We start from the raw sequence: 19440 nt of genomic DNA, 5'->3' as shown, positions 1-19440 counted from the left end.
TGTCCAACTTGAAATATGAAATAAAGTAATGCAATATCACAACATTATTGTAAATACAGTACAAAGGCCTTAGTAAGTATCTTTGTTTAATTCTTATAATAAACTACAGCGAAGGTTGCAATGGTATTGTAATATTATAACAACAGCATAGTAATTACTTATTAATATGATATTATGCTATAAGTTAAATATTATATCATTAAAGATATATTGACTTGAATTTAGGATATATAGCGCCTCTTAGCATACATAAATTCTAGCTTGTTAACCATGCTGACCAACTTTCAAATAAGCTGGGTTAAGTTAAAAGAGGAGGTTTAAGATGAGCAAAGAAGAAATGTTCAAGGAATTAGCAGATGCTATAATTTCCTGTAAAAAGGATGTTGTGGTCGCTGCTGTAAGCAAGGCAAAAGGCCAGGGTATTGCACCTGCTGAGATCATAGAAAAGGGTCTTGCAGCAGGTATGAACGAAGTGGGTGTCATGTTCGAGAGAGGTAAACTGTTCTTACCCCACGTTATGATGGCTGCAGGTGCTATGCAGGAAGGCGTCAATCTCCTGGAAGCCGACATGCCTAAGGGAGAAGCTTCCAAGAAACTGGGCGTTATCGTCAACGGTACCGTTGAGGGTGACGTGCATGACATTGGCAAGTCCATTGTGTCCACCATGCTGCAATCTGCAGGTTTTGAAGTACATGACATCGGCAGGGACGTACCTTTGCAGAACTTTATTGACAAGGCCAAGGAAACCAACGCCCAGATGATAGGTCTTTCCGCTCTGATGACCACCACGCTGGCAGGTCAGAAGGATGTCATCGAGATGCTCAAGGAACAGGGCATGAGGGACAAGATCAAGGTCATGGTAGGCGGTGCACCGGCAACCCAGACATGGGCCGATAAGATAGGCGCTGACTGCTATGCAGAAAATGCAAGCGAAGCCGTTACAAGGGCAAAAGAGCTTCTGCTTTAAAGGTGATATAAATGACAGAATATGCTTTGAGGATGGGAGACGGTAAGAGGATCTTCCTTACGAAGGAACAGATCCGAGCCGATCTGGAAGCAGGTACTGCAGATGCTGCAGACCTGGGAAGTATTCCAGCACTGACCGGCAATGAGCTGGACAAGCTGGCCGAGATCCTGATGATGCCTGCCAGAATGGTCGGTGTAGAGCCAGGTAAAGAAGTACCAGTAACCCATGACATAGGCACCATCAGGCTTGATGGTGATCAGGGTAACAGCGGTGTGGGTATCCCCACAAGCAGGCTTGCAGGGTGTATGATACACGAGAGGGCCATGGGCGCAGACACCATGGAACTTGGTCACATAGACTACAGCTATAAGCCAGTGAAGCCTGTCATCTCACAGGAACAGCAGGCAATGGAAGTATGCCAGCAGAACATGATAGTACCTCTGTTCTACGGTGCTATGCCTAACATGGGCCTGTACTACACTCCTGATGGTCCTTTCGAGAACCCTGGTGACCTGATGAAGGCATTCAAGATCACTGAGGCCCAGGCATCTATGGAGCACGCTGCTGATCATCTGACCAGAGACATAGTCTGGATCATGCAGAAGATGATGTTCGCGGGTGCAGATGGTGCTAACTTTGATACTACCGGTGCAGCCGGCGATGGTGACATGTTCGCAACCCTGAGGGCAGTGGAAGCCTTGAGAAAACAGTATCCTGACATGTATATTGAAGTGGGTATGGCAGGCGAACTTGTACTGGGTATGCACGGTGAGCTGCAGTATGATAACACCACACTCGCAGGTCTGTGGCCACACCAGCAGGCTCCTCTGGCAGCAAAGGCAGGTGCCAATGTATTCGGACCTGTGGTGAACACAAACACCAGCAAATCCTCAGCCTGGAACCTCGCCAGGGCAGTCACTTTTGTAAAAGAGGCTGTGAAGGTATCACCAATACCATGTCATGTTAACATGGGTATGGGTGTGGGTGGTATCCCAATGCTTGAGACCCCGACCATTGATGCAGTTTCCAGGGCCAGCAAGGCCATGGTGGAAATTGCTGGCGTGGATGGTATATAGATAGGGGTCGGCGACCCGATGGGTATGCCGATCACTCACATAATGACCTCCGGTATGAGCGGTATCAGGGCAGCTGGTGACCTTGTGGCAAGGATGGAATTCTCCAAGAACATGAGGCTTAACGATGCAAAGGACTATGTGGCTAAGAAACTGGGAGTTTCCACAATGGATCTTTCTGACGAGTATGTCATGAGAGATCTCAGGGAAGAGCTCGGTATCGGTGTCATAACATCCGTTGCAGGTGCCCCCAAGGGAATTGCTGCAAAGATGAACATCGAAAAGCTGCTTGATATCAAGATCAACTGCTGTGAGAAGTTCAGAGGTAAGCTGAGATAACTTAGTTTAAGTCGCGGGGCCGGGAACTTGCGGTGCAGGGGAACGGCCCGACTTCTCTCATAGAGATTCAATAGAATTAGCTAAGTAGAGTAGTTATAATAATGAAGGAGTGATAATTATGGCTTCTAAAGAAGAAGGAGTTGACTGGCAACAAGCAGCTCAATGTTCCAAGGTCGTGTGTGAAGGCGGCAGCCTGGAACGAACCATTGACTGGAAACAGGGTCTTGCTATTGCTATTGGTGTACCTCTCCTTATATTACCATCTATAGGTTATTTTGCAAGTTATCTATACTCATTTGCAATTATTGTGTGGGGTCTTTCCGTGTTCCAGGGTTTTATGCAGAATCTTGCCTACGGAGAACTTGCCACAACCTTCCCTAATGCTTCCGGACTTCCCGGATTTGCCCAGAATGTATTTAAAGGCGATGGCAAATCAAAATACGACAAAGGTAATCTCATAGGAGGCTTCAGTGCATGGAGCTACTGGTTCGCATGGAACCCTGTGCTCGCTATTTTTGCAATCCTTGTGGGAAGTTATCTTCAGGGTCTGATCCCTGCACTTTCCGGGTATTCAGCATACAGTTTGTCTCTTGCTGCAGGTGTTGTGATATATTCAACTCTGCTTTTAATTAATTCCAGAGGGCTTTCAAGTGGTGCAACTATGGGTTATATACTTGCTTTCCTGTCCCTTGCACCACTGGCAATAATCACATTATCTCCCTTTGCAACCGGTGATTTTGTACTGTCCAACATTACTGGCTCATGGTTCCCAGCGGACTGGGCCTGGGATTTACATCATATACTGATCCTGCTGGGTATTTTCGCAATGGCACAGTGGAGTGCATGCGCGTGGGAAACAGCGGCCATATATGGTCCTGAATATAAGAAACCAGGTTCTGATGTTCCTAAGGCTTTGTTCAGTTGTGGTGCAGTCTGTCTGTTCACCTATATTCTTGTCCAGACAGCGGTTACAGGGACGCTGGGTGTGGAAGGAGTGCTTGCACAACCTGTTTCTCCCATGTTGCCGCTGGCTCAGGCCGCATTGGGCACTGTTGGTACATACATAGCCATTATCATGCTTGTGGCAGCAATGGTTCTGATCATCCAGACAGCTTTCCTGGGGTCTGCAAGGGCTATGCACTCCATGGCAACTGAAGGCAACCTGCCACGTGTTTTTGGTAAGATCAATGCTAATGGTACTCCTATAGTTGCTATGGTCGTGATAGCTCTGTTCAACCTGGGTCTCATATCTTTTGGAACACCTACTGCCATTCTGGCGGCATCTGCTATCGGATATGTCTGTGCCAACGGTATCAGCCTGTTTGCATACTTTAAGGCTAAGTCAAACCCACGACTTGCTGCTCTGGACAGGCCTTTCAAGGCTCCATCCGGCTGGAAGAACGTTGCACTGCTCTTTGGTCTTTTCAACCTGCCTCTGTGTCTTATTGGTATTGTCTATCTCAACAGCCTTGAGATCGGCTGGACCTCTACAATTGTAGGTTTCATTGTGCTGAGTCTGTACATTCCACTGTGGTTATACTCTCAGCACGAAGTGCATGTAGCCAAAAACAAAGCCTGATGTGAGATCACATTGCACGAAAATGCCCTCTTGGATAAGAGTGGCATTCTTATTTTTTTGTCTTTTTATACTTCTACTTACTGATGTGCAGGCCTTTTGATTATTTGAACTTTGATGGAGGACTATTCTCATATAGTACTACCTCATAAAGGATATAAGATCAATATGAATGTACTTTATATTTATGCACACCAGGAACCTGCATCGTTTAACGCAGCTCTGAAGGCTGTTGCTGTGGAAACATTTGAAAAGACCGGTCACAATGTTAAGGTCAGCGATCTCTATGCCATGCACTTCAAGCCTGTGCTTGATGCCAATGACTTCATGCAAAGGAAAAAGCCTGAAAAACTGGCTCTTTTTCCTGAGCAGATCAATGCTACTAAGACAGGTACTTTTGTGGCGGATATAATGGAAGAGATGGATAAGGTAAAATGGGCTGATCTGCTCATATTCCAGTTCCCGATCTACTTCACTGGTATGCCTGCCATCATGAAAGGCTGGCTCGACAGGATCTTTACAGCAGGCTTTGCATTTGACCCCATCACTCAGGGTGTCTATGAAAATGGTCTATTAAAAGGCAAGAAGGTCATGATGACAATTACCACCGGAGCTGATGAGAACACGTATTCGGAAGGCGGGTCACATGGGGATATCCATACACTTTTAAAATACATCACTCATTGTATTTTTGAGTATGTTGGTCTTGAGGTATTACCTTCGTACATAATGTTCTCTGTGAACAGCCAGTCACAGGAAAAAGGACAGCAGCGTCTGGAAAACTACGGGGAGATATTGAAAGGTCTCTGATAAATTGCAATGCGAAGCAATTATTTGACAATTCAGAGGATTTCGATGAACCTCTTTTTTAATCGATCATTCATTTATGCTACATAAGGCAATTTTCAAATGCATACACAGAGTTGATATTTTTGGCAATAAAAGATGGAGATACCATAAAGATAGATTATACTGGTACACTGGATGACGGTACTGTTTTTGATAGTTCTGAAGACCATGGCGAACCTCTTGAATTCACCGTGGGAGCACGACAGGTCATACCGGGTTTCGAAGATGCAGTACGAGGCATGGAAGTGGGGGAGGAAAAAACCTTCAGGATAGAAGCTAGTGAAGCCTATGGTGCACACGATCCGAATCTCATACAGACATTCCCAAGATCAGCACTTCAGTCTGATACAGAGATCGAGGTCGGCATGATTATTATGCTAGGAACTACTGATGGTCAGGAAATGCCTGCAATGATAACTGAGCTGACAGAGGAAACGATCATTATAGATGTGAATCATCCGCTTGCCGGACAGGCCCTGACCTTTAGTATTAAGATCATTGAAGCATGAATTTGCTGTTTTTGGGCTCTTGTGGGTCCAACACTTCTTTTTAATTTTTGGCTTTGCTTTAGAGAGATTTACATGCATGCGCACATATAAATATGCATGTATATATACATACATATTTATACATAGATTTTAAAAACATTGGTCAAAAAGCATTTTTTTATCTTGTTTTCCGTTTACATCAGCAGGCATTCTTTATGTATAGTTAATTAAATACAATTTATTAAAATAATAATGTTTAAATATATTCTGTGAGTATAATGCTTGTTAAATCTTTTGAGGTATCTTCATGGCAGAATCAGCACGGAAAAAAGAAACAGGACTTAAAAAAGAAACACGTTCGGAAGAACTGTTGCAGCTTGTGATATTCCAGCTCGGTGAAGAAGAATTCGGACTTGACATCATGCAGGTACAGGAGATCATCCGCATACCCGATATTACACGTATCCCGCACTCTCCGGATTATGTAAAAGGTGTCATCAACTTAAGGGGCAAGATCATAACTGTAGTTAACCTGGATACAAGGTTCGGTATGGAGCAAAAGGTACATGATGATAATTCCCGTATCATAGTAGCGGAAGTAGATGAAAATGTTGTGGGCATTGTAGTGGATTCAGTAAGTGAGGTCCTGAGACTGCCTTTATCTACGCTTGAGCCGGTTCCTGAAATAATCTCCGGTAAGATCAATGCCAACTATTTAAAAAGCGTTGCTAAACTGGAAGATAGGATGCTGATACTTCTTGATATCACAAAAGTGGTAATGGAAGATGCACCTTCAAAGGTAGTGTACTGCTGATAAGCTACAAACAATGCTGAAGCCGGACTGTAATTCAGCACCAATCCTTTTAATAAGACGCTTTAGTATATCAGAACTCGCTCTGCTATTGTTTTGATTCTTATTTATTTCTTAATGCAATTAATTTTCAACGTAAAGACGCGAAGCTTGTTATTTACTTCTTAACACCTTAGCGTTGATAAAAGGTTGTGCAGATCGATCATAAAAGAGATTTATCGGAATACTCATCTATATTCTGTTTTGAATATACTTTTTAGAACAGTTCTTTTCGGAACATGACAACTGCTAAAATCACAGAGAACAAGGTTGATATTATGAATATTATTACAAATGCATGTAGATTGTTTTCGAAGGGGACATGTACATTCATACCAAAAAAACTTGCAACCATTGTTGGGATCGATATAATTATCGTAACAGAAGTCAGGAATTTCAGTACCATGTTGAGGTTGTTGGAGATCACGGAAGCATAGGCATCCATAGTGCCGGTGAGAATGTTACTGTAAATATTAGCCATCTCTATGGCCTGCTTATTCTCTATGATGACATCTTCTAGCAGTTCCATGTCATCAGGATACATTTTTATTAGATTTGCTCTCTGGATCTTCTCAAGGACGATCTCATTGCTTTTTAAGGAAGTTGAAAAATAGACCAGACTCTTTTCAAGTTCTAAGAGCTGAATCAACTCCTCATTCTTCAGGGATCTGTGTAGCCGGCTTTCAATAACGTCACTTGTCTTGTCTATATTTCGCAGATACTGAAGGTAAACTATGGAGTTGCGGTAAAGTATCTGTAATAAGAAACGTGTCTTTTTAAACGTCCAGCAATACTTGACCGTATTTTCTAAGAATGGTTTTATAACCAGGTTCTCTCTCAAAGAAACAGTTACAATGTTCTCATTATTTATTATGATCCCGAGGGGTATGGTATAGTAGATCCCTCTTTCTGCCGCATCCTTGCTCGCCACAGGAATATCTATCAGCACAATGGTGCATTCTTCGTCCACTTCGATCCTGGCACGCTCCTCTTCGTCCAAAGCAGCTTTGAGGTACTCTATAGGGATCTTAAGATTCTCAGAAACATAGACGATCTCTTCTTCAGTGGGATCCACGATATTTACCCATGCTCCCTTTTCAATTTTATCGAGGCTTATTATCTCGTTGTCTATAGATCTGTAAATAGTGAACATAAAACACCTCCATGTTACCAGATAATACAATCATGGTCCCTGATTCTGAATGAACATAATTCTATATAGCCTTCAGCTGATTTTTAAGAAAACTATTAACACATATATGTCTTTCTGATGAAGCATGATCACTGCCACAACAAAAATAATAAACGCAAATGATATACAAATAAATGGCTATGGAAATAAAATACCCTGAAATCGGAGTATGCGGTCTTTCTTGCAGACTTTGTCCAAGCTATTATATGAACACAGAAAGCAGGTGTTCAGGTTGTAAGAGCGAAGGCAGAATGATTGTAGGTTGTCCTTTTATCACCTGTGCAATAAAGAAAAAAGGGATCGAGTTTTGCTGGGACTGCAAAGAAAGCGCAACCTGTGCCAAGTGGAAAAAGCACAGGGATGCAGGGAAAAAGCGAGATTCCTTCAAGTGCTATCAGAAACTGGAAGATGACATTGCCTTTATCCAAAAAAATGGAGTGGATGATTTTGAAAAGTCACAAAAGGCCAGAGAACGATTACTAAAAGAAATGTTACAGGAATTTAACGAAGGACGTTCAAAAAGTTATTATTGTATTGCCTCAACTGTTTTAGAGATCGGGGAATTAAAAGAAGCATTGCACAGGGCAAAAAACGGATCATATGGATTGAACATCAAAGACAGATCCAAACTACTCCATTCTTTATTGGATGAAATTGCCACGCAGAAAAATTATTATCTGAAGATAAGGAAGTAGATGATATTTCCAAAACTTAAGAGTGTAGGTTGCATTTGTTCATATTACTAATTGCTGAAGCAAACGAGATTCAAACGCGTAAGTTCTAAGATAATCTACAAATAGCGCACCTGCCACCATTGGAAGTGCGCATTATTTGAATAAAATGCAGCAAGCAAAGGATGAATATCGAAGGATCATTGATGCTTTTCCTTTTTGAGGAGCTATTGCTGCACCTTCAAAGCGATCATAATAAAAATAGGACTAAAATGGTCTACTGTTGCTCAAATCATATTCAATATATAGGTCCTATATATGAACAATTTGTTTAGCAATTTTTGCCATTGGATACGATCGAGAAACTCAATTATGCGATAAAGACAAACTTATTTATGTACACAATAATATACTGGACTATACCTAGGCAATGAGGAAATTACATGTCAAAAATACCTAAATCCAATGTTCGATCTAGTTTTCCTGAAAAAATCGGTACACAATCAGCATGTAATAACTCTATGGGATTGTCACCTGATGAGCAATCTAAACACATCGAAGAGCTAGCGCGAAAAGCAACAACTCATGCAGCAAATGATGCTCTCAAAAATGGCAGAGCTATTACGATTCAACAGGGTAATGCTATTGTCAGGAAATTCCCGGATGGTAGGGTCGAAGTAATAAAAACACTCGAAAATGCATTTGTTGTCCCAAAAAAACTTGTGTATAAACTATGAAGCGGATCCGAATGGATCAGGTAAATCTACTCTGGTCAAGCAATTCATTGAAGATGACCCATGGTTAATAAATACACAATTACATATTGATCCTGACAAACTTAATATTACAAAAATTATTGATTTTGGAAAGTTTGGGATACAAACAAATATTACTGAATTCAAAAAACATCTTTTAGATTCGACCCTGCTCCCAATAAGTAAAATTGATATTAAGCATATAAAATTTGAAAACAATTGTCTTATCAACGATCTAAACAACCCCTATTTGGGTTCATTGGCAGCAGATTTCATCCGGGATAAGATAATTGACTTGGATATCAACTTGTTTTCATTTGAAACAGTATTTTCACATGGATCTAAAATTGAATTCATGGAACGGGCTAAAGAAAAAGGATGGCAGCTATATCTTTATTTTATAAGCACATCAGATAGTGCCATTAACCAAGGACGAGTGAAAGAACGTGTTGAAAAGGGACAACATGACGTTCCTGATCACAAAATAACAACAAGGTACATAAAATCAAACAACTTATTATATGATGCCGTAAAGCTATGCAGGAGAGCATATATATTTGACAATTCGAATGATTCTGCAGTCTTAATTGCAGAAAAAGATATCGATGGAACAATTCAAATAAAAGATGAAAATCATTTACCACAATGGGTCGATAAGTATCTGTTCTCGAAAGTCAAATAAATTTACGAATTACATGCTCTGCAGAAAACCAACTTGATCAAAGCCTCCAATCAACATTCCACTCATCTAAAAGAGAAACGCAAAGCCGCCAAGACGCAAGGATACCATTCTTTGCGCCTTAGCGTCCTTGAGTTGATTAGAAGGTAGGAGTTCTACAGAGCCATTTATTGCTTTATTTATCACATTTTACTGAACCGGGCTACTTATAGTTACACAACCGATGTTCAACAACACGCTTGAATCAAGAGTTGAATCCTTAGAAAAGCAGCTCAAGCTCTTACAAGAATCAGCATCAAAAGAAACAGAACTTAGAAGTGGGCCCGAGGAGATACGCAACCCCGATGACGCTTCGGGAGCGCGGATAGAGGTATTTCGCTTTGCTCAATACCTCAATGATGACAAAAGAATACTTAGTATATTACAAAGATCAGCATCAAAAGAAACAGAATTTAGAAGTGGGCCCGCTGAGATTCGAACTCAGGATCCCCGCCGTGTAAAGGCGATGTCATAACCGGCTAGACCACGGGCCCTTATTTTGTAACTAAGTAGTGTTGTGCGGTACCCTAAATGTAACTAGGGGTATATAGCCTTTTTTGATGGATTGGGGATATCTGACTAGGAACAGTGTTTTAATATAAAGATGTAAATATAGCTACTATGTTTCATCGTACACGTCCTGAAGACGAGGATGAGATAGAGATAGTCGAAGAATACATTGGCGACTATGCCAGCATATCCTCGATAGTACGTGAAGCTTTGCCTTTTGAGATCATAGCAACCATGGGAGGAGTGATAGCTGGCATCATTCTTTCCGGTATGACAGAAGAGTTGCAACTCATTCCCGGGCTGATAGTCATAGCACCTGCAGTGCTTGGTATGCGCGGCAATATTTCCTGTACTCTGGGCTCCCGTCTGGGAAGCGCCATACACATGGGTCTTATCACCAAAATTGAGAACAATCCTGAACTTACCAACAACATTGGAGGTTCATTGTTGCTGAGTTTTATCATTTCCGCCATCCTGGGGCTGCTAGGACATTTCGTCACCATTGCATTTGGTCTTGAAAGTGCCGGTGCGCTGACGCTCATGTTCATAGCTGTGCTGGCAGGGCTATCTTCAGGGATTATACTGTCAGTAGTAGCGGTTTTTTTGTCCATCGGAATGTTCAGGTTCGGTTTCGACCCGGATAATGTGGTAACGCCTGCCATTGCGACCATTGGAGACATCGTTTCCATGTTAATGCTTTTCCTGGCTGCGAAGGTGGTGCTCCTCCTATGACCTATTACACAATAAGAGGCATCGTAGGCAGAGGTTTCCCGATCCTGGTAGCTACCTCGTTCGTCGGGCTTATCACCGGACAGATCCTGAACTACCGGCTTGACCAGCTTGTTTCCATGCCCATAATCCTATTGCTGATCCCTTCGCTCATCAAGATAGGAGGAGACACAGGCAGTATGCTGGGTGCCAGGATATCCTCAGCCCTGCACATGGGTCTTGGCGGACCGATCACAAAGAACCCCGTCGTGAGGAACAGTGTGCTCGCAGCCCTGATAGTGGGTCTCACAGCGAGCGCAGTCTTAAGTTTCATAGTCTGGCTTACAGGACACATACTGGGTATAGGAATAGGTTTGTTTGTGCTTTTTAAAATATGCATGATCGCAGGAAGCATTGAGCTTACAGTTGTGTTCTTAACGACCGTACTGATATCCTTTATGTCCCACAGATTCGGACTGGATCCCGACGATACAGTTATCCCCATTATTGCGACCCTGGGAGACCTGATGGGTGTAGCAGGCATATTTGTTACATTGCGCATGCTCGGCATGCTATAATATTAATAAACCCGAGAGACATATTCTAACATGAAAATTGATCAGAGCTGATAGAAGATTATGAGTCCGAAAGAGATACGATATACTCCAAGAAACATGAAGGATATGCTCATTGAGATAAAAGACACCTCAGAACTGATGGTGGATCTGGCATATTCTGCAATGATCTATGACAATGAGGACATTGCTGAAGAGGTAGTGCGTCTTGAAGACAAGATGGATACTCTTTACTATCACATGAAGATCACTGCCATGCTAAGTACAAGGCGTGTGGAAGAAGCCGAAGAGATGGCCGGCGTGCTGCAGATTGCCCAGGCTTCAGAAGGGATCGCCGATGCTGCCGGAGATATTGCAAAGATAGTGCTCATGGAAATGGGCATACCAATGGAATTGAAGCTTGCTTTAAGAGAAGCCGCCGAGACCATAGTAAGAGCTACGGTCAATCCGGAATCCCAGGTTGCAGGCCACACTTTGGGGGACATTGAACTCGATACCGAGACGGGCATGTGGCTGATAGCCATCCGCAGGCAGAATGACTGGATCTATAATCCAAATCATGAAACAAGGATCAGAGCTGATGATGTGCTGTTTGCAAGAGGACACGATGAAGGCGTGCCTATCTTTGCAGAACTTGTGACAAATGAAAAGTACACCCCAAAAGAAGTGAAACATGAGAAAATGTTGCAAGATCTGGAAAAAGCTGTCGATATCATTGTGGATATGAAGGATATGGCCGAAATGTCTGTGGGTCTTGCATATTCTGCATTGCTCTTCAATAATGAGGATATCGCCGAAGAGGTCAAAGCCATAGAATATAAGATGGATTGCATGAAGCACGAACTGCAGCATTGGGTGCTTCAGACCGCCAAGCATGTTTCCGATGTCAACCAGCTGCGCGGGCTTTTACACCTTGCGCATGCCTCTGAATCCATCTCCGATGCAGCATATGCTATAGCTGATATTGTGCTCAGGGGCATAGAACTCCATCCCATAGTAACTATAGCTGTACGCCAATCCGATGAAGTGATAACACGCCTTACTGTGGAAAGCTGCTCCCCCATCGTGGGTAAAACATTCGGCCAGCTTAAACTTGAGACCGAGACCGGGGTCTATGTTATGGCTATAAAGAGGGGAGAAAAATGGCTGTACAGTCCTAAAAAGAACACACAGGTACATGCCGGAGATGTGCTCATAGCCCGCGGGTCGCACATCGGAGAAGAAGCACTTATAGAAATGTGCGCCTGCCCGCTTGACGTGAATAGATGATACCCTTAGATAAGGGTATCAAGCCTTGTTACAGATCCGTCCGTATTGCCGATGAGTACCATATCCGTTACATCGGTGAAAATTCCGTGTTCCACAACTCCGGGACACATTGACAGGGAAATGGCAAGAGCTTCCACATTCTCGATAACTCCAAAAGATGCATCTATTACGAAATTCCCGTTGTCAGTGATCACAGGCCCATCTTTTCGGGATGCAAGGCGAAGCTGTGGTTCTCCGCCAAGTTCACGCACGCATCTCATGACCAGGTCCTTTGCATAGGGCAACACTTCTATGGGTACGAAGTGATCAAGCTTTTCTTTCATTTTCGAATCGTCTACCACGACCACGAATTGTTCCGAGGAGAATGCAACAACCTTTTCCCTTGTGTGTGCAGCTCCTCCGCCTTTGATCACATTCAGATCCGCATCAACCTGATCGGCACCATCGATGGCGATATCAAGTTCAGGGTGCTCGGCCAGTGTTGTAAGGGGTATGCCTGCTTCAATGGCCAGCATTTCAGACTGGTATGATGTGACCACAGCCAGCACGTCCAGTCCTTCATCGATCCTTCTGCCTATAGCCTTTATAGCATAAGCTGTGGTAGAGCCGGTACCAAGACCTATCACACTACCATCATCTACCATCCAGGCAGCAGCCTCTCCGGCTGCTTGTTTACCTGTATTTCCAGAAGCTGCGTTCCTTTCCTGCATGTTATCACTTACCTCATGGGGATAATCTTCGCCTGTCCCTTGGGAACAGTACCACATCACGTATATTCTCAACACCCAGCATTGTCATTACAAGACGTTCGCATCCGACACCCCAGCCTGCATGCGGGGGCATTCCATATCTGAAAGCCTTCAGATAGAAATCGAAACCCTCTGGGTCCAATCCTTGAGACTCTATCCTTTTCTTAAGCATATCATGAATGTGTATACGCTGGGCACCGGATGACAGCTCCATGGTCCTGTGCATCATATCGAAGGACTTGCTTAACTGTGGCTTGTCTTCGTATGGCATTGCATAGAAAGGCTTTATCTCTGTGGGCCAGTCGATGATGAAATAGTGAGATACCCCCATTTCTTTGAACACATGAGCTCCGATCGTGTTTTCAGAAAGGGTGCTCAGATCGTCTCCCCATTTCAGTGATTCTTCACCATGCGCGTTCACGATCTCAAGTGCTTCATCATAGGTTATCTTGGGGAAAGGTACTGCAGGAACCTGCAGATCTACGCCAAGTACTTCAAGTGACCTTGCTTCGTTTTCCTTTATCCGGGAGTAAACATAGGCTACCATGTTCTCGAGTATTTCCATAACATCGAAATGGTCGCAGAAGCTTGCCTCTATATCGATAGAAGTAGCTTCATTGAGATGTTTTCTTGTATCATGTTCCTCGGCCCTGAATATGGGCCCGATCTCAAAGACCCTGTCAAGTCCTCCTGACATCAGGATCTGCTTGAAAAGCTGTGGGCTCTGGTTGAGGAAAGCCTCTCTGTCAAAGTAGGTTATAGGGAAAAGAGAAGTTCCACCTTCTGTGGCAGTTGCCACGACCTTCGGGCTTGTCACATCGATGAAGCCATTGTCGCTAAGGTAGTTCCTCACAGCTCGCAAGGTTTCATGGCGTATTTTGAAAATAGCTGTGGTCCTATCTCTCCTCAGGTCCATGAACCTGGAATCAAGACGAGTGTCCAGCTCTGCTTCCACTTTTCCCGTAGTGTCCATGGGCAAAGGTGACTCAGCTTCATTGAGCAACGTGATCTCCTTAGGTATAAGCTCATATCCACCCGGTGCTTTTGCTTCAGCCTTGACAGTGGCAGTGACAGCAATGACGGATTCTCTCATAAGCTTCCTTGCAGTTTCAAGAAGTTCAGGGTCCGTCCTCTTTTTGACAAGGGTCACCTGTGCACGGCCTTCCCGGTCACGCAGCACGACAAAACAAATGCCTCCAAGGTCTCTTACTTCGTACACCCAGCCAGCCAGGGTCACTTCCGCACCATTCATGGCTTGCGGGTTTATCTGGGACGTATAATGTGTCCTTAAATTCAACGACATATATTCACCTGTATAAAGAGTAGTGATCTTTTTCCTCAATAACGATCCTTGCAGTATAAAAGTAATTACTTTTATATAACGATGTTTTATTCCGGACTTCTCTCATTGATCTCAAATGCAATGTTCTGAACCATCAGTTTTTTCACAGCAGCGTGGTCATCTGACCTTTTCAGGGCCCACATGAGCTTTACGAGGGCTACTTCAGGCAGCATATCCTCTCCTTCAATGGCCCCGGCTCTCAGCATATCTCTGCCGGTGTCATAAACACGGTCACATATACGTCCGTGCAGGCATTGGGAAGTTATTACCACGGGCACGTTCATAGAAGTGGCACGTGCTATCATAGGCACCCATTCGGACGATACATGTCCCAATCCAGTACCTTCTATTACAATGCCTTTGTATCCGGCATCAAGATAATATGATATTATATCAGGACTTGCTCCAGGCGTGAACTTGATGAGTGCACATTTCGGTTCGAAACCTTCGAGAAGATCGAGTTCCTGTGAGTTCCTATTATTATATTCCAGATGAGTATGTATGTCCCCGGTAAGATAGTCGACAAAACCTATGGGTTCGGAGTTAATGGACCTGAATGCATCTCTTCTGGAGGTGTGCATCTTTCTGACCTTGGTGGCCCTGTGAATATCGCATATATCATCCGATTCACTGCCATGCATCACCACACACACTTCGGCAATGTCGCTTACTGCAACTTTAGCCGCACATATCGCATTCGTGGCATTGTCACTGCTTGGCCGGTCAGCACTGCGCTGTGAACCCACGAATACGATCGGCACTGGAGTACGTACCATAAAGGCTAGTGCAGCGGCAGTATACATCATTGTGTCAGTACCATGTGCAATGATTATTCCATCTGCACCATCTCTTATTTCTTCAGCTACCGCCCTGGCAAGCTCCTCCCAGTATTCGGCCCTCATGTTCTCGGAAAGTATATTATAGATGGCCCTCCCCGAAAAATCTGCAATTTCCGTAAGTTCTGGGATAGCTTTTAAGATATCATCTGCAGAAAACCTCGCTGTAACCGCACCTGTCCTGTAATCTATCTTGCTTGCAATTGTACCGCCTGTAGAAAGAATGGAAACCTTAGGCAGTTTGCCCTTAGTAGTCTTGTTTAGCTGAGAGGTATCATTAGCATGAGCATCCTGAACATTCGAAGCTTTCTGAAGTACGGTTATCTTTGCGTTCTCCGCAGATATACCTGCATTATAACCATTTGACATCTTGAGGACAATATGGTGTGTATTGCTTGGCATCACCATGCCCTCGTATTCTACACCGTCCTTTTCTATACTTATCCTGTCACCCTGTTGGAATTCCATGAAGATCACATCTGCTGATCGCATTGATCATGTTTTAGAGATATACTGTTTCACAAGTTCTATGAGCTTATTTAAGGAAGTTTCGGATCCATTTCTTAATGCACTTATCTCTTCCTTTGCATGTTTCAAAGTTTCTTTTCTTCTGATGATGGTCTTTTCCATTTCCTCAAACGCAGGACCACCTATGATATTCCGTTTCTTTATATTCGAGATCGGGTCCAGAGCTTCACTTACCATCTCCTCTGTAAGCCCTTTGCTGCTGAGTTTAATTCCCAGAACCTTATCAGCCACAGTGTCTATCTGTTGCAGACAGATGGCCCCTTCTCCTCTTGCAAGTACGCCTACGATCTGATGAGCCGTCCTGAAGGGTATCCCTGTTGCCCTTACCAGTGTGTCTGCAAGCTCGGTGGCTGTGGTAAAGCCTATTGTGGACTTTGAAGCCATGATTTCCCTGTTGACCATCATTGTCCTTACCATGCCTTCCATCATGCGTACAGAACTTCTAGTGGTCTGCATTGCCTTCCACATGTGAGGAGTGGCTTCTTGCAGATCACGGTTATAGCTTAAGGGAAGAGCTTTGCATGTAGTAATAAGAGCCATCAAGGAACCCACTATCACACCGCTCTTTCCCCTCAGCAGTTCTGCGGTATCTGGGTTCTTTTTTTGCGGCATGATAGACGAGGTGGATGCATAGCGGTCATCCAGTTCTATGAACGCAAACTCCGAAGTAGACCAGATAACAAGCTCTTCTGCCATTTTGCTCAGATTGATCATTAGATTTGTGAGGACAGCAGTACATTCTATAAGGAAATCCCTGCTGCTGACAGCATCCATTGAATTCTCCACAAGGCCGTCAAAGCCCAGCAGTTGACTGGTGAGTTCCCTGTTGATGTTAAAGCCTGTGGAAGCAAATGCTGCGGCCCCCAGAGGACAGAGGTTCACCCGTGAGTAAGCGCTCAGGAAACGCTCGCCATCTCTGCCTAGAGCATCCATATGTGCTATCAGATGATGGGCCAGAGTAGTAGGCTGTGCGTGCTGCAGGTGTGTAAAACCAGGCATAAGGGTTTCAGTATTTTCTGATGCGACTGAACACAGAGTACAGCGCAGCAGATGTAATTCTTCCATAAGGGCAAGCATCTCTTCACGCAGGGTCAGGCGGATGCATGTCGCAACCTCATCATTACGGGACCTGCCGGAGTGCATCCTGCCTCCCACGTCTTCGCCAACCATATCAATGAGCCTTGATTCAAGAGCAATGTGAATGTCTTCGTAGGTATGATCCAGTTTTTCTATACCTTCTTCTCTTATGCGTAGCAAGCCATTAAGAATGCTGGAACAGTCCTGGTCCTTTATTATTCCCTGTTCCTTTAACATGATGGTATGGGCAAAGTCCACCATTATGTCCGCATCAAATATCCATTTGTCAGCATTCATCGAAGATGTGAATTCCATTATGTCCTCATCGGGCGTGCTGGCCAAGCGCCCTCTGCGTAGAATATTACTCATCTGGTACCTCTTTTATTTCATTGGGAATCAGGTTGTTGCGTGGTTACGGCCTGTACACTTAAAAAAGAATCGGTATTGACCTCTATGCACCGCCTTGCTGGACAGGAAGCAGGATGTGCACAGTAGTGCCCTGGCTATCCTCACTTTCGATCCATATCTTACCTTTATGGGCTTCCACGATGTTCCTGGAAATGAACAATCCAAGGCCTGTGCCCCCGTATTTGCGTCTTATGGAAGGATCTATCTGATAGAATTTCTGAAATAAATGCGGTACCAGTTCTGAAGGTATGCCTATTCCAGTGTCTTCTACGCTGATATGTACCATTTCTCCTTCCTTTCTGGCAGAAATGCTGATCTTACCCATTGAAGGTGTGAACTTAACAGCATTGTCCAACACATTTGTCAGCATATCCGCGATCTTTTTGGCATCTGCTTCTATTTGCGGAACATCTTCCTGTACATGGAGAAGAACATCTATTTTCTTCTCAGTGACAGGTATTGTCATATCTGTAACCGCATTATCAATTACCTCAAGGACATCGATCTTGCTAAAATCATACTTTATATTTTCAACCTCAGCCATGCTTACGTACAGCAAAGAATCAACAAGTCTGCGGAGTCTCTCAGTATTACGGATGACAGTGTTGACAGCTTTAAGCTGCTGATAGTTCATTTCCCCTAAGGTGCCTTCCATAAGAAGGTCACTGTATCCTTTGATGGAAGTAAGAGGTGTTCTCAGTTCATGGCTCACGTTTGAGAGCAGTTCGCTCTTCATCCTGTCGACAGACTGCAATTCCTTGTTCATCTTGCTAAGCTCATCAGCATATTCCCTCAATTTTTCCTCTGCCTGTTTACGCTCACGGATGTCCTCAACAATGCCCACGCCACCCAACAAGGTTCCATCACCTGATATGTTTGGACTGTAATCAACTTTTATGAATGCTGCTTTACCATTTTCCCGTGACCTGTATTCTCCCTCAAAGTGACCCTGACGCAGCAAGAGCACTTCTTTGAAAGCCGCTTTCATTTTTTCATCCCTCAGGGATGTGTTCATGTTGAAACCTAGTATCTGTTCTTTAGGTATGCCCAGGATATCAGCTATCTTATCGTTACAATGGGTAACAGTACCATCCTTACCAAAGTTAAAAATACCAAGAGGGGAATTCTCAAATATAAGCCTGTACTTCTCCTCAGATTCCTTGAGTGCATACTCCATTTCTTTGAGGTGCGTGATGTCTATGATTATGCCCTGGTAATAGCTCGGCCCTCCCCTCTCATCTCTTGCCAGCATTGACCTTTCGGTAACCCACTTTACTTCTCCATAGCGCGTTACAATGCGATACTCCCGGGTAAAGTACAGATTTTCCAGCTTTTCAAAATCCGATATTTCAGAAGTAAGGCCACTAAGATCTTCAGGATATACCATATCACTATAGAGCATTTTTCCGGATGTGAACTCCTCTGCATGGTACCCAAATCGGGATATATTTTCGGATACAAAAACTACAGGCCATCCGGGCAGGGGTTTCCAGAGAAAAGCAATAACAGGGCTATTTCTGTATATAACATCCAGTTTCCTTTCTGAAGATCCATCTCCTCCGGCAGATGCACCTATTTTCTTTGTACTGAAATACTCTACAGTGCCAACCATACCAGTATAGCTTCCATCTTCATCCAGAAGAGGCAACAACTGGCCGCTTTGTTCCATAAGTTCTCCTTTGGAGTTGATAATAGGCAGCAAGGAATAGTTTACTGGCGTCAGCTCCTCCCTGGCTTTATGGAACAATTCCCTGAAATGCACTTCATCTATGATCGTTTGGTCAGGAAGGAATAACATCAGGTCCTTACCCATCAGATAATCTGACATCAGGCCGGAAATGTCCTCCATACCTTTATTGAAAAAAATAAAACGGTTCTCCCGGTCAACTGCCCAGACCCCCTTCCAGGCACTTGCAAGAATTCCTATGCAAATATTATCCACATGATTTTGTGGCTTTTA

17 protein-coding genes, 1 tRNA gene and 1 pseudogene are annotated in these 19440 nt (G+C 43.8%); 12 read left to right on the top strand and 7 right to left on the bottom strand.

What is annotated here, in order from left to right; translation table 11 throughout:
- Window positions 1–322: 322 nt before the first annotated feature.
- The 6 genes and pseudogenes from mtbC (at window position 323) to METHO_RS04915 (ending at window position 6106) form a co-directional block, all read left to right on the top strand.
- Window positions 323–967, top strand: coding sequence for a dimethylamine corrinoid protein MtbC (gene mtbC, locus METHO_RS04945; RefSeq protein WP_015323501.1), 645 nt, complete (start codon window positions 323–325; stop codon window positions 965–967).
- Between the two features lie 11 nt (window positions 968–978).
- Window positions 979–2379, top strand: a pseudogene (gene mtbB / locus METHO_RS04940) ([dimethylamine--corrinoid protein] Co-methyltransferase).
- 118 nt (window positions 2380–2497) lie between these two features.
- Window positions 2498–3958 carry an APC family permease gene (locus METHO_RS04930; protein ID WP_015324430.1) on the top strand — a complete coding sequence of 487 codons (1461 nt, stop codon included), beginning with the start codon at window positions 2498–2500 and terminating at the stop codon, window positions 3956–3958.
- Between the two features lie 165 nt (window positions 3959–4123).
- On the top strand, window positions 4124–4765 hold the full coding sequence (locus tag METHO_RS04925; RefSeq protein WP_015324428.1) for an NAD(P)H-dependent oxidoreductase: 642 nt from the start codon (window positions 4124–4126) through the stop codon (window positions 4763–4765).
- A gap of 122 nt (window positions 4766–4887) precedes the next feature.
- Complete coding sequence (locus tag METHO_RS04920) at window positions 4888–5313, top strand: FKBP-type peptidyl-prolyl cis-trans isomerase (protein WP_015324427.1); 426 nt, start codon at window positions 4888–4890, stop codon at window positions 5311–5313.
- A 286-nt stretch (window positions 5314–5599) separates the two neighbouring features.
- Window positions 5600–6106, top strand: coding sequence for a chemotaxis protein CheW (locus METHO_RS04915; RefSeq protein ID WP_015324426.1), 507 nt, complete (start codon window positions 5600–5602; stop codon window positions 6104–6106).
- Window positions 6107–6359: 253 nt separating this feature from the next.
- On the opposite strand, the gene METHO_RS04910 is transcribed toward METHO_RS04915, so the two are convergent.
- A complete protein-coding gene (locus METHO_RS04910; RefSeq protein WP_015324425.1) occupies window positions 6360–7295 on the bottom strand; it encodes a magnesium transporter CorA family protein in 936 nt (311 codons plus the stop codon).
- Between the two features lie 173 nt (window positions 7296–7468).
- On the opposite strand from METHO_RS04910, the gene METHO_RS04905 reads away from it, so the two are divergent.
- The 3 genes from METHO_RS04905 (at window position 7469) to METHO_RS04895 (ending at window position 9442) form a co-directional block, all read left to right on the top strand.
- Window positions 7469–8029: a DUF3795 domain-containing protein gene (locus tag METHO_RS04905; RefSeq protein ID WP_015324424.1), complete on the top strand. Its 561-nt coding sequence runs from the start codon at window positions 7469–7471 to the stop codon at window positions 8027–8029.
- Between the two features lie 419 nt (window positions 8030–8448).
- Window positions 8449–8742 carry a hypothetical protein gene (locus tag METHO_RS04900; protein ID WP_015324423.1) on the top strand — a complete coding sequence of 98 codons (294 nt, stop codon included), beginning with the start codon at window positions 8449–8451 and terminating at the stop codon, window positions 8740–8742.
- Entirely contained in the window at window positions 8711–9442 is a 732-nt protein-coding gene (locus METHO_RS04895) for a hypothetical protein (RefSeq protein ID WP_245546333.1), read from the top strand. Before METHO_RS04900 ends, METHO_RS04895 begins: the two co-directional genes overlap by 32 nt.
- A 456-nt stretch (window positions 9443–9898) precedes the next feature.
- Here the strand turns inward: METHO_RS04895 and METHO_RS04890 are convergent.
- Window positions 9899–9972 (bottom strand) — tRNA-Val (locus METHO_RS04890).
- Window positions 9973–10099: 127 nt separating this feature from the next.
- On the opposite strand from METHO_RS04890, the gene METHO_RS04885 reads away from it, so the two are divergent.
- The 3 genes from METHO_RS04885 to METHO_RS04875 are packed head-to-tail and all read left to right on the top strand — an operon-like array spanning window position 10100 to window position 12540.
- On the top strand, window positions 10100–10720 hold the full coding sequence (locus tag METHO_RS04885; protein WP_015324421.1) for a magnesium transporter: 621 nt from the start codon (window positions 10100–10102) through the stop codon (window positions 10718–10720).
- On the top strand, window positions 10717–11274 hold the full coding sequence (locus METHO_RS04880; RefSeq protein WP_015324420.1) for a magnesium transporter: 558 nt from the start codon (window positions 10717–10719) through the stop codon (window positions 11272–11274). Before METHO_RS04885 ends, METHO_RS04880 begins: the two co-directional genes overlap by 4 nt.
- A gap of 60 nt (window positions 11275–11334) precedes the next feature.
- Window positions 11335–12540 carry a potassium channel family protein gene (locus tag METHO_RS04875; protein WP_015324419.1) on the top strand — a complete coding sequence of 402 codons (1206 nt, stop codon included), beginning with the start codon at window positions 11335–11337 and terminating at the stop codon, window positions 12538–12540.
- A gap of 5 nt (window positions 12541–12545) precedes the next feature.
- Here the strand turns inward: METHO_RS04875 and rpiA are convergent, their stop codons facing one another.
- The 5 genes from rpiA to METHO_RS04850 form a co-directional block, all read right to left on the bottom strand.
- Window positions 12546–13250 (bottom strand): ribose 5-phosphate isomerase A, encoded by a 705-nt coding sequence (gene rpiA / locus METHO_RS04870; protein ID WP_048831051.1) that lies wholly within the window; start codon window positions 13248–13250, stop codon window positions 12546–12548.
- 13 nt (window positions 13251–13263) lie between these two features.
- Complete coding sequence (aspS, locus tag METHO_RS04865; RefSeq protein ID WP_048831239.1) at window positions 13264–14592, bottom strand: aspartate--tRNA(Asn) ligase; 1329 nt, start codon at window positions 14590–14592, stop codon at window positions 13264–13266.
- An 86-nt stretch (window positions 14593–14678) separates the two neighbouring features.
- Complete coding sequence (gatD, locus tag METHO_RS04860) at window positions 14679–15935, bottom strand: Glu-tRNA(Gln) amidotransferase subunit GatD (protein WP_048831238.1); 1257 nt, start codon at window positions 15933–15935, stop codon at window positions 14679–14681.
- A gap of 27 nt (window positions 15936–15962) precedes the next feature.
- Complete coding sequence (argH, locus tag METHO_RS04855) at window positions 15963–17441, bottom strand: argininosuccinate lyase (RefSeq protein WP_015324415.1); 1479 nt, start codon at window positions 17439–17441, stop codon at window positions 15963–15965.
- Between the two features lie 82 nt (window positions 17442–17523).
- A complete protein-coding gene (locus tag METHO_RS04850; RefSeq protein WP_015324414.1) occupies window positions 17524–19422 on the bottom strand; it encodes a sensor histidine kinase in 1899 nt (632 codons plus the stop codon).
- Window positions 19423–19440: the final 18 nt, after the last annotated feature.

Origin of the sequence: Methanomethylovorans hollandica DSM 15978, assembly GCF_000328665.1 — an archaeon.
GTDB lineage: Archaea > Halobacteriota > Methanosarcinia > Methanosarcinales > Methanosarcinaceae > Methanomethylovorans > Methanomethylovorans hollandica.
This window is presented reverse-complemented; position numbering and strand designations above follow the sequence as displayed.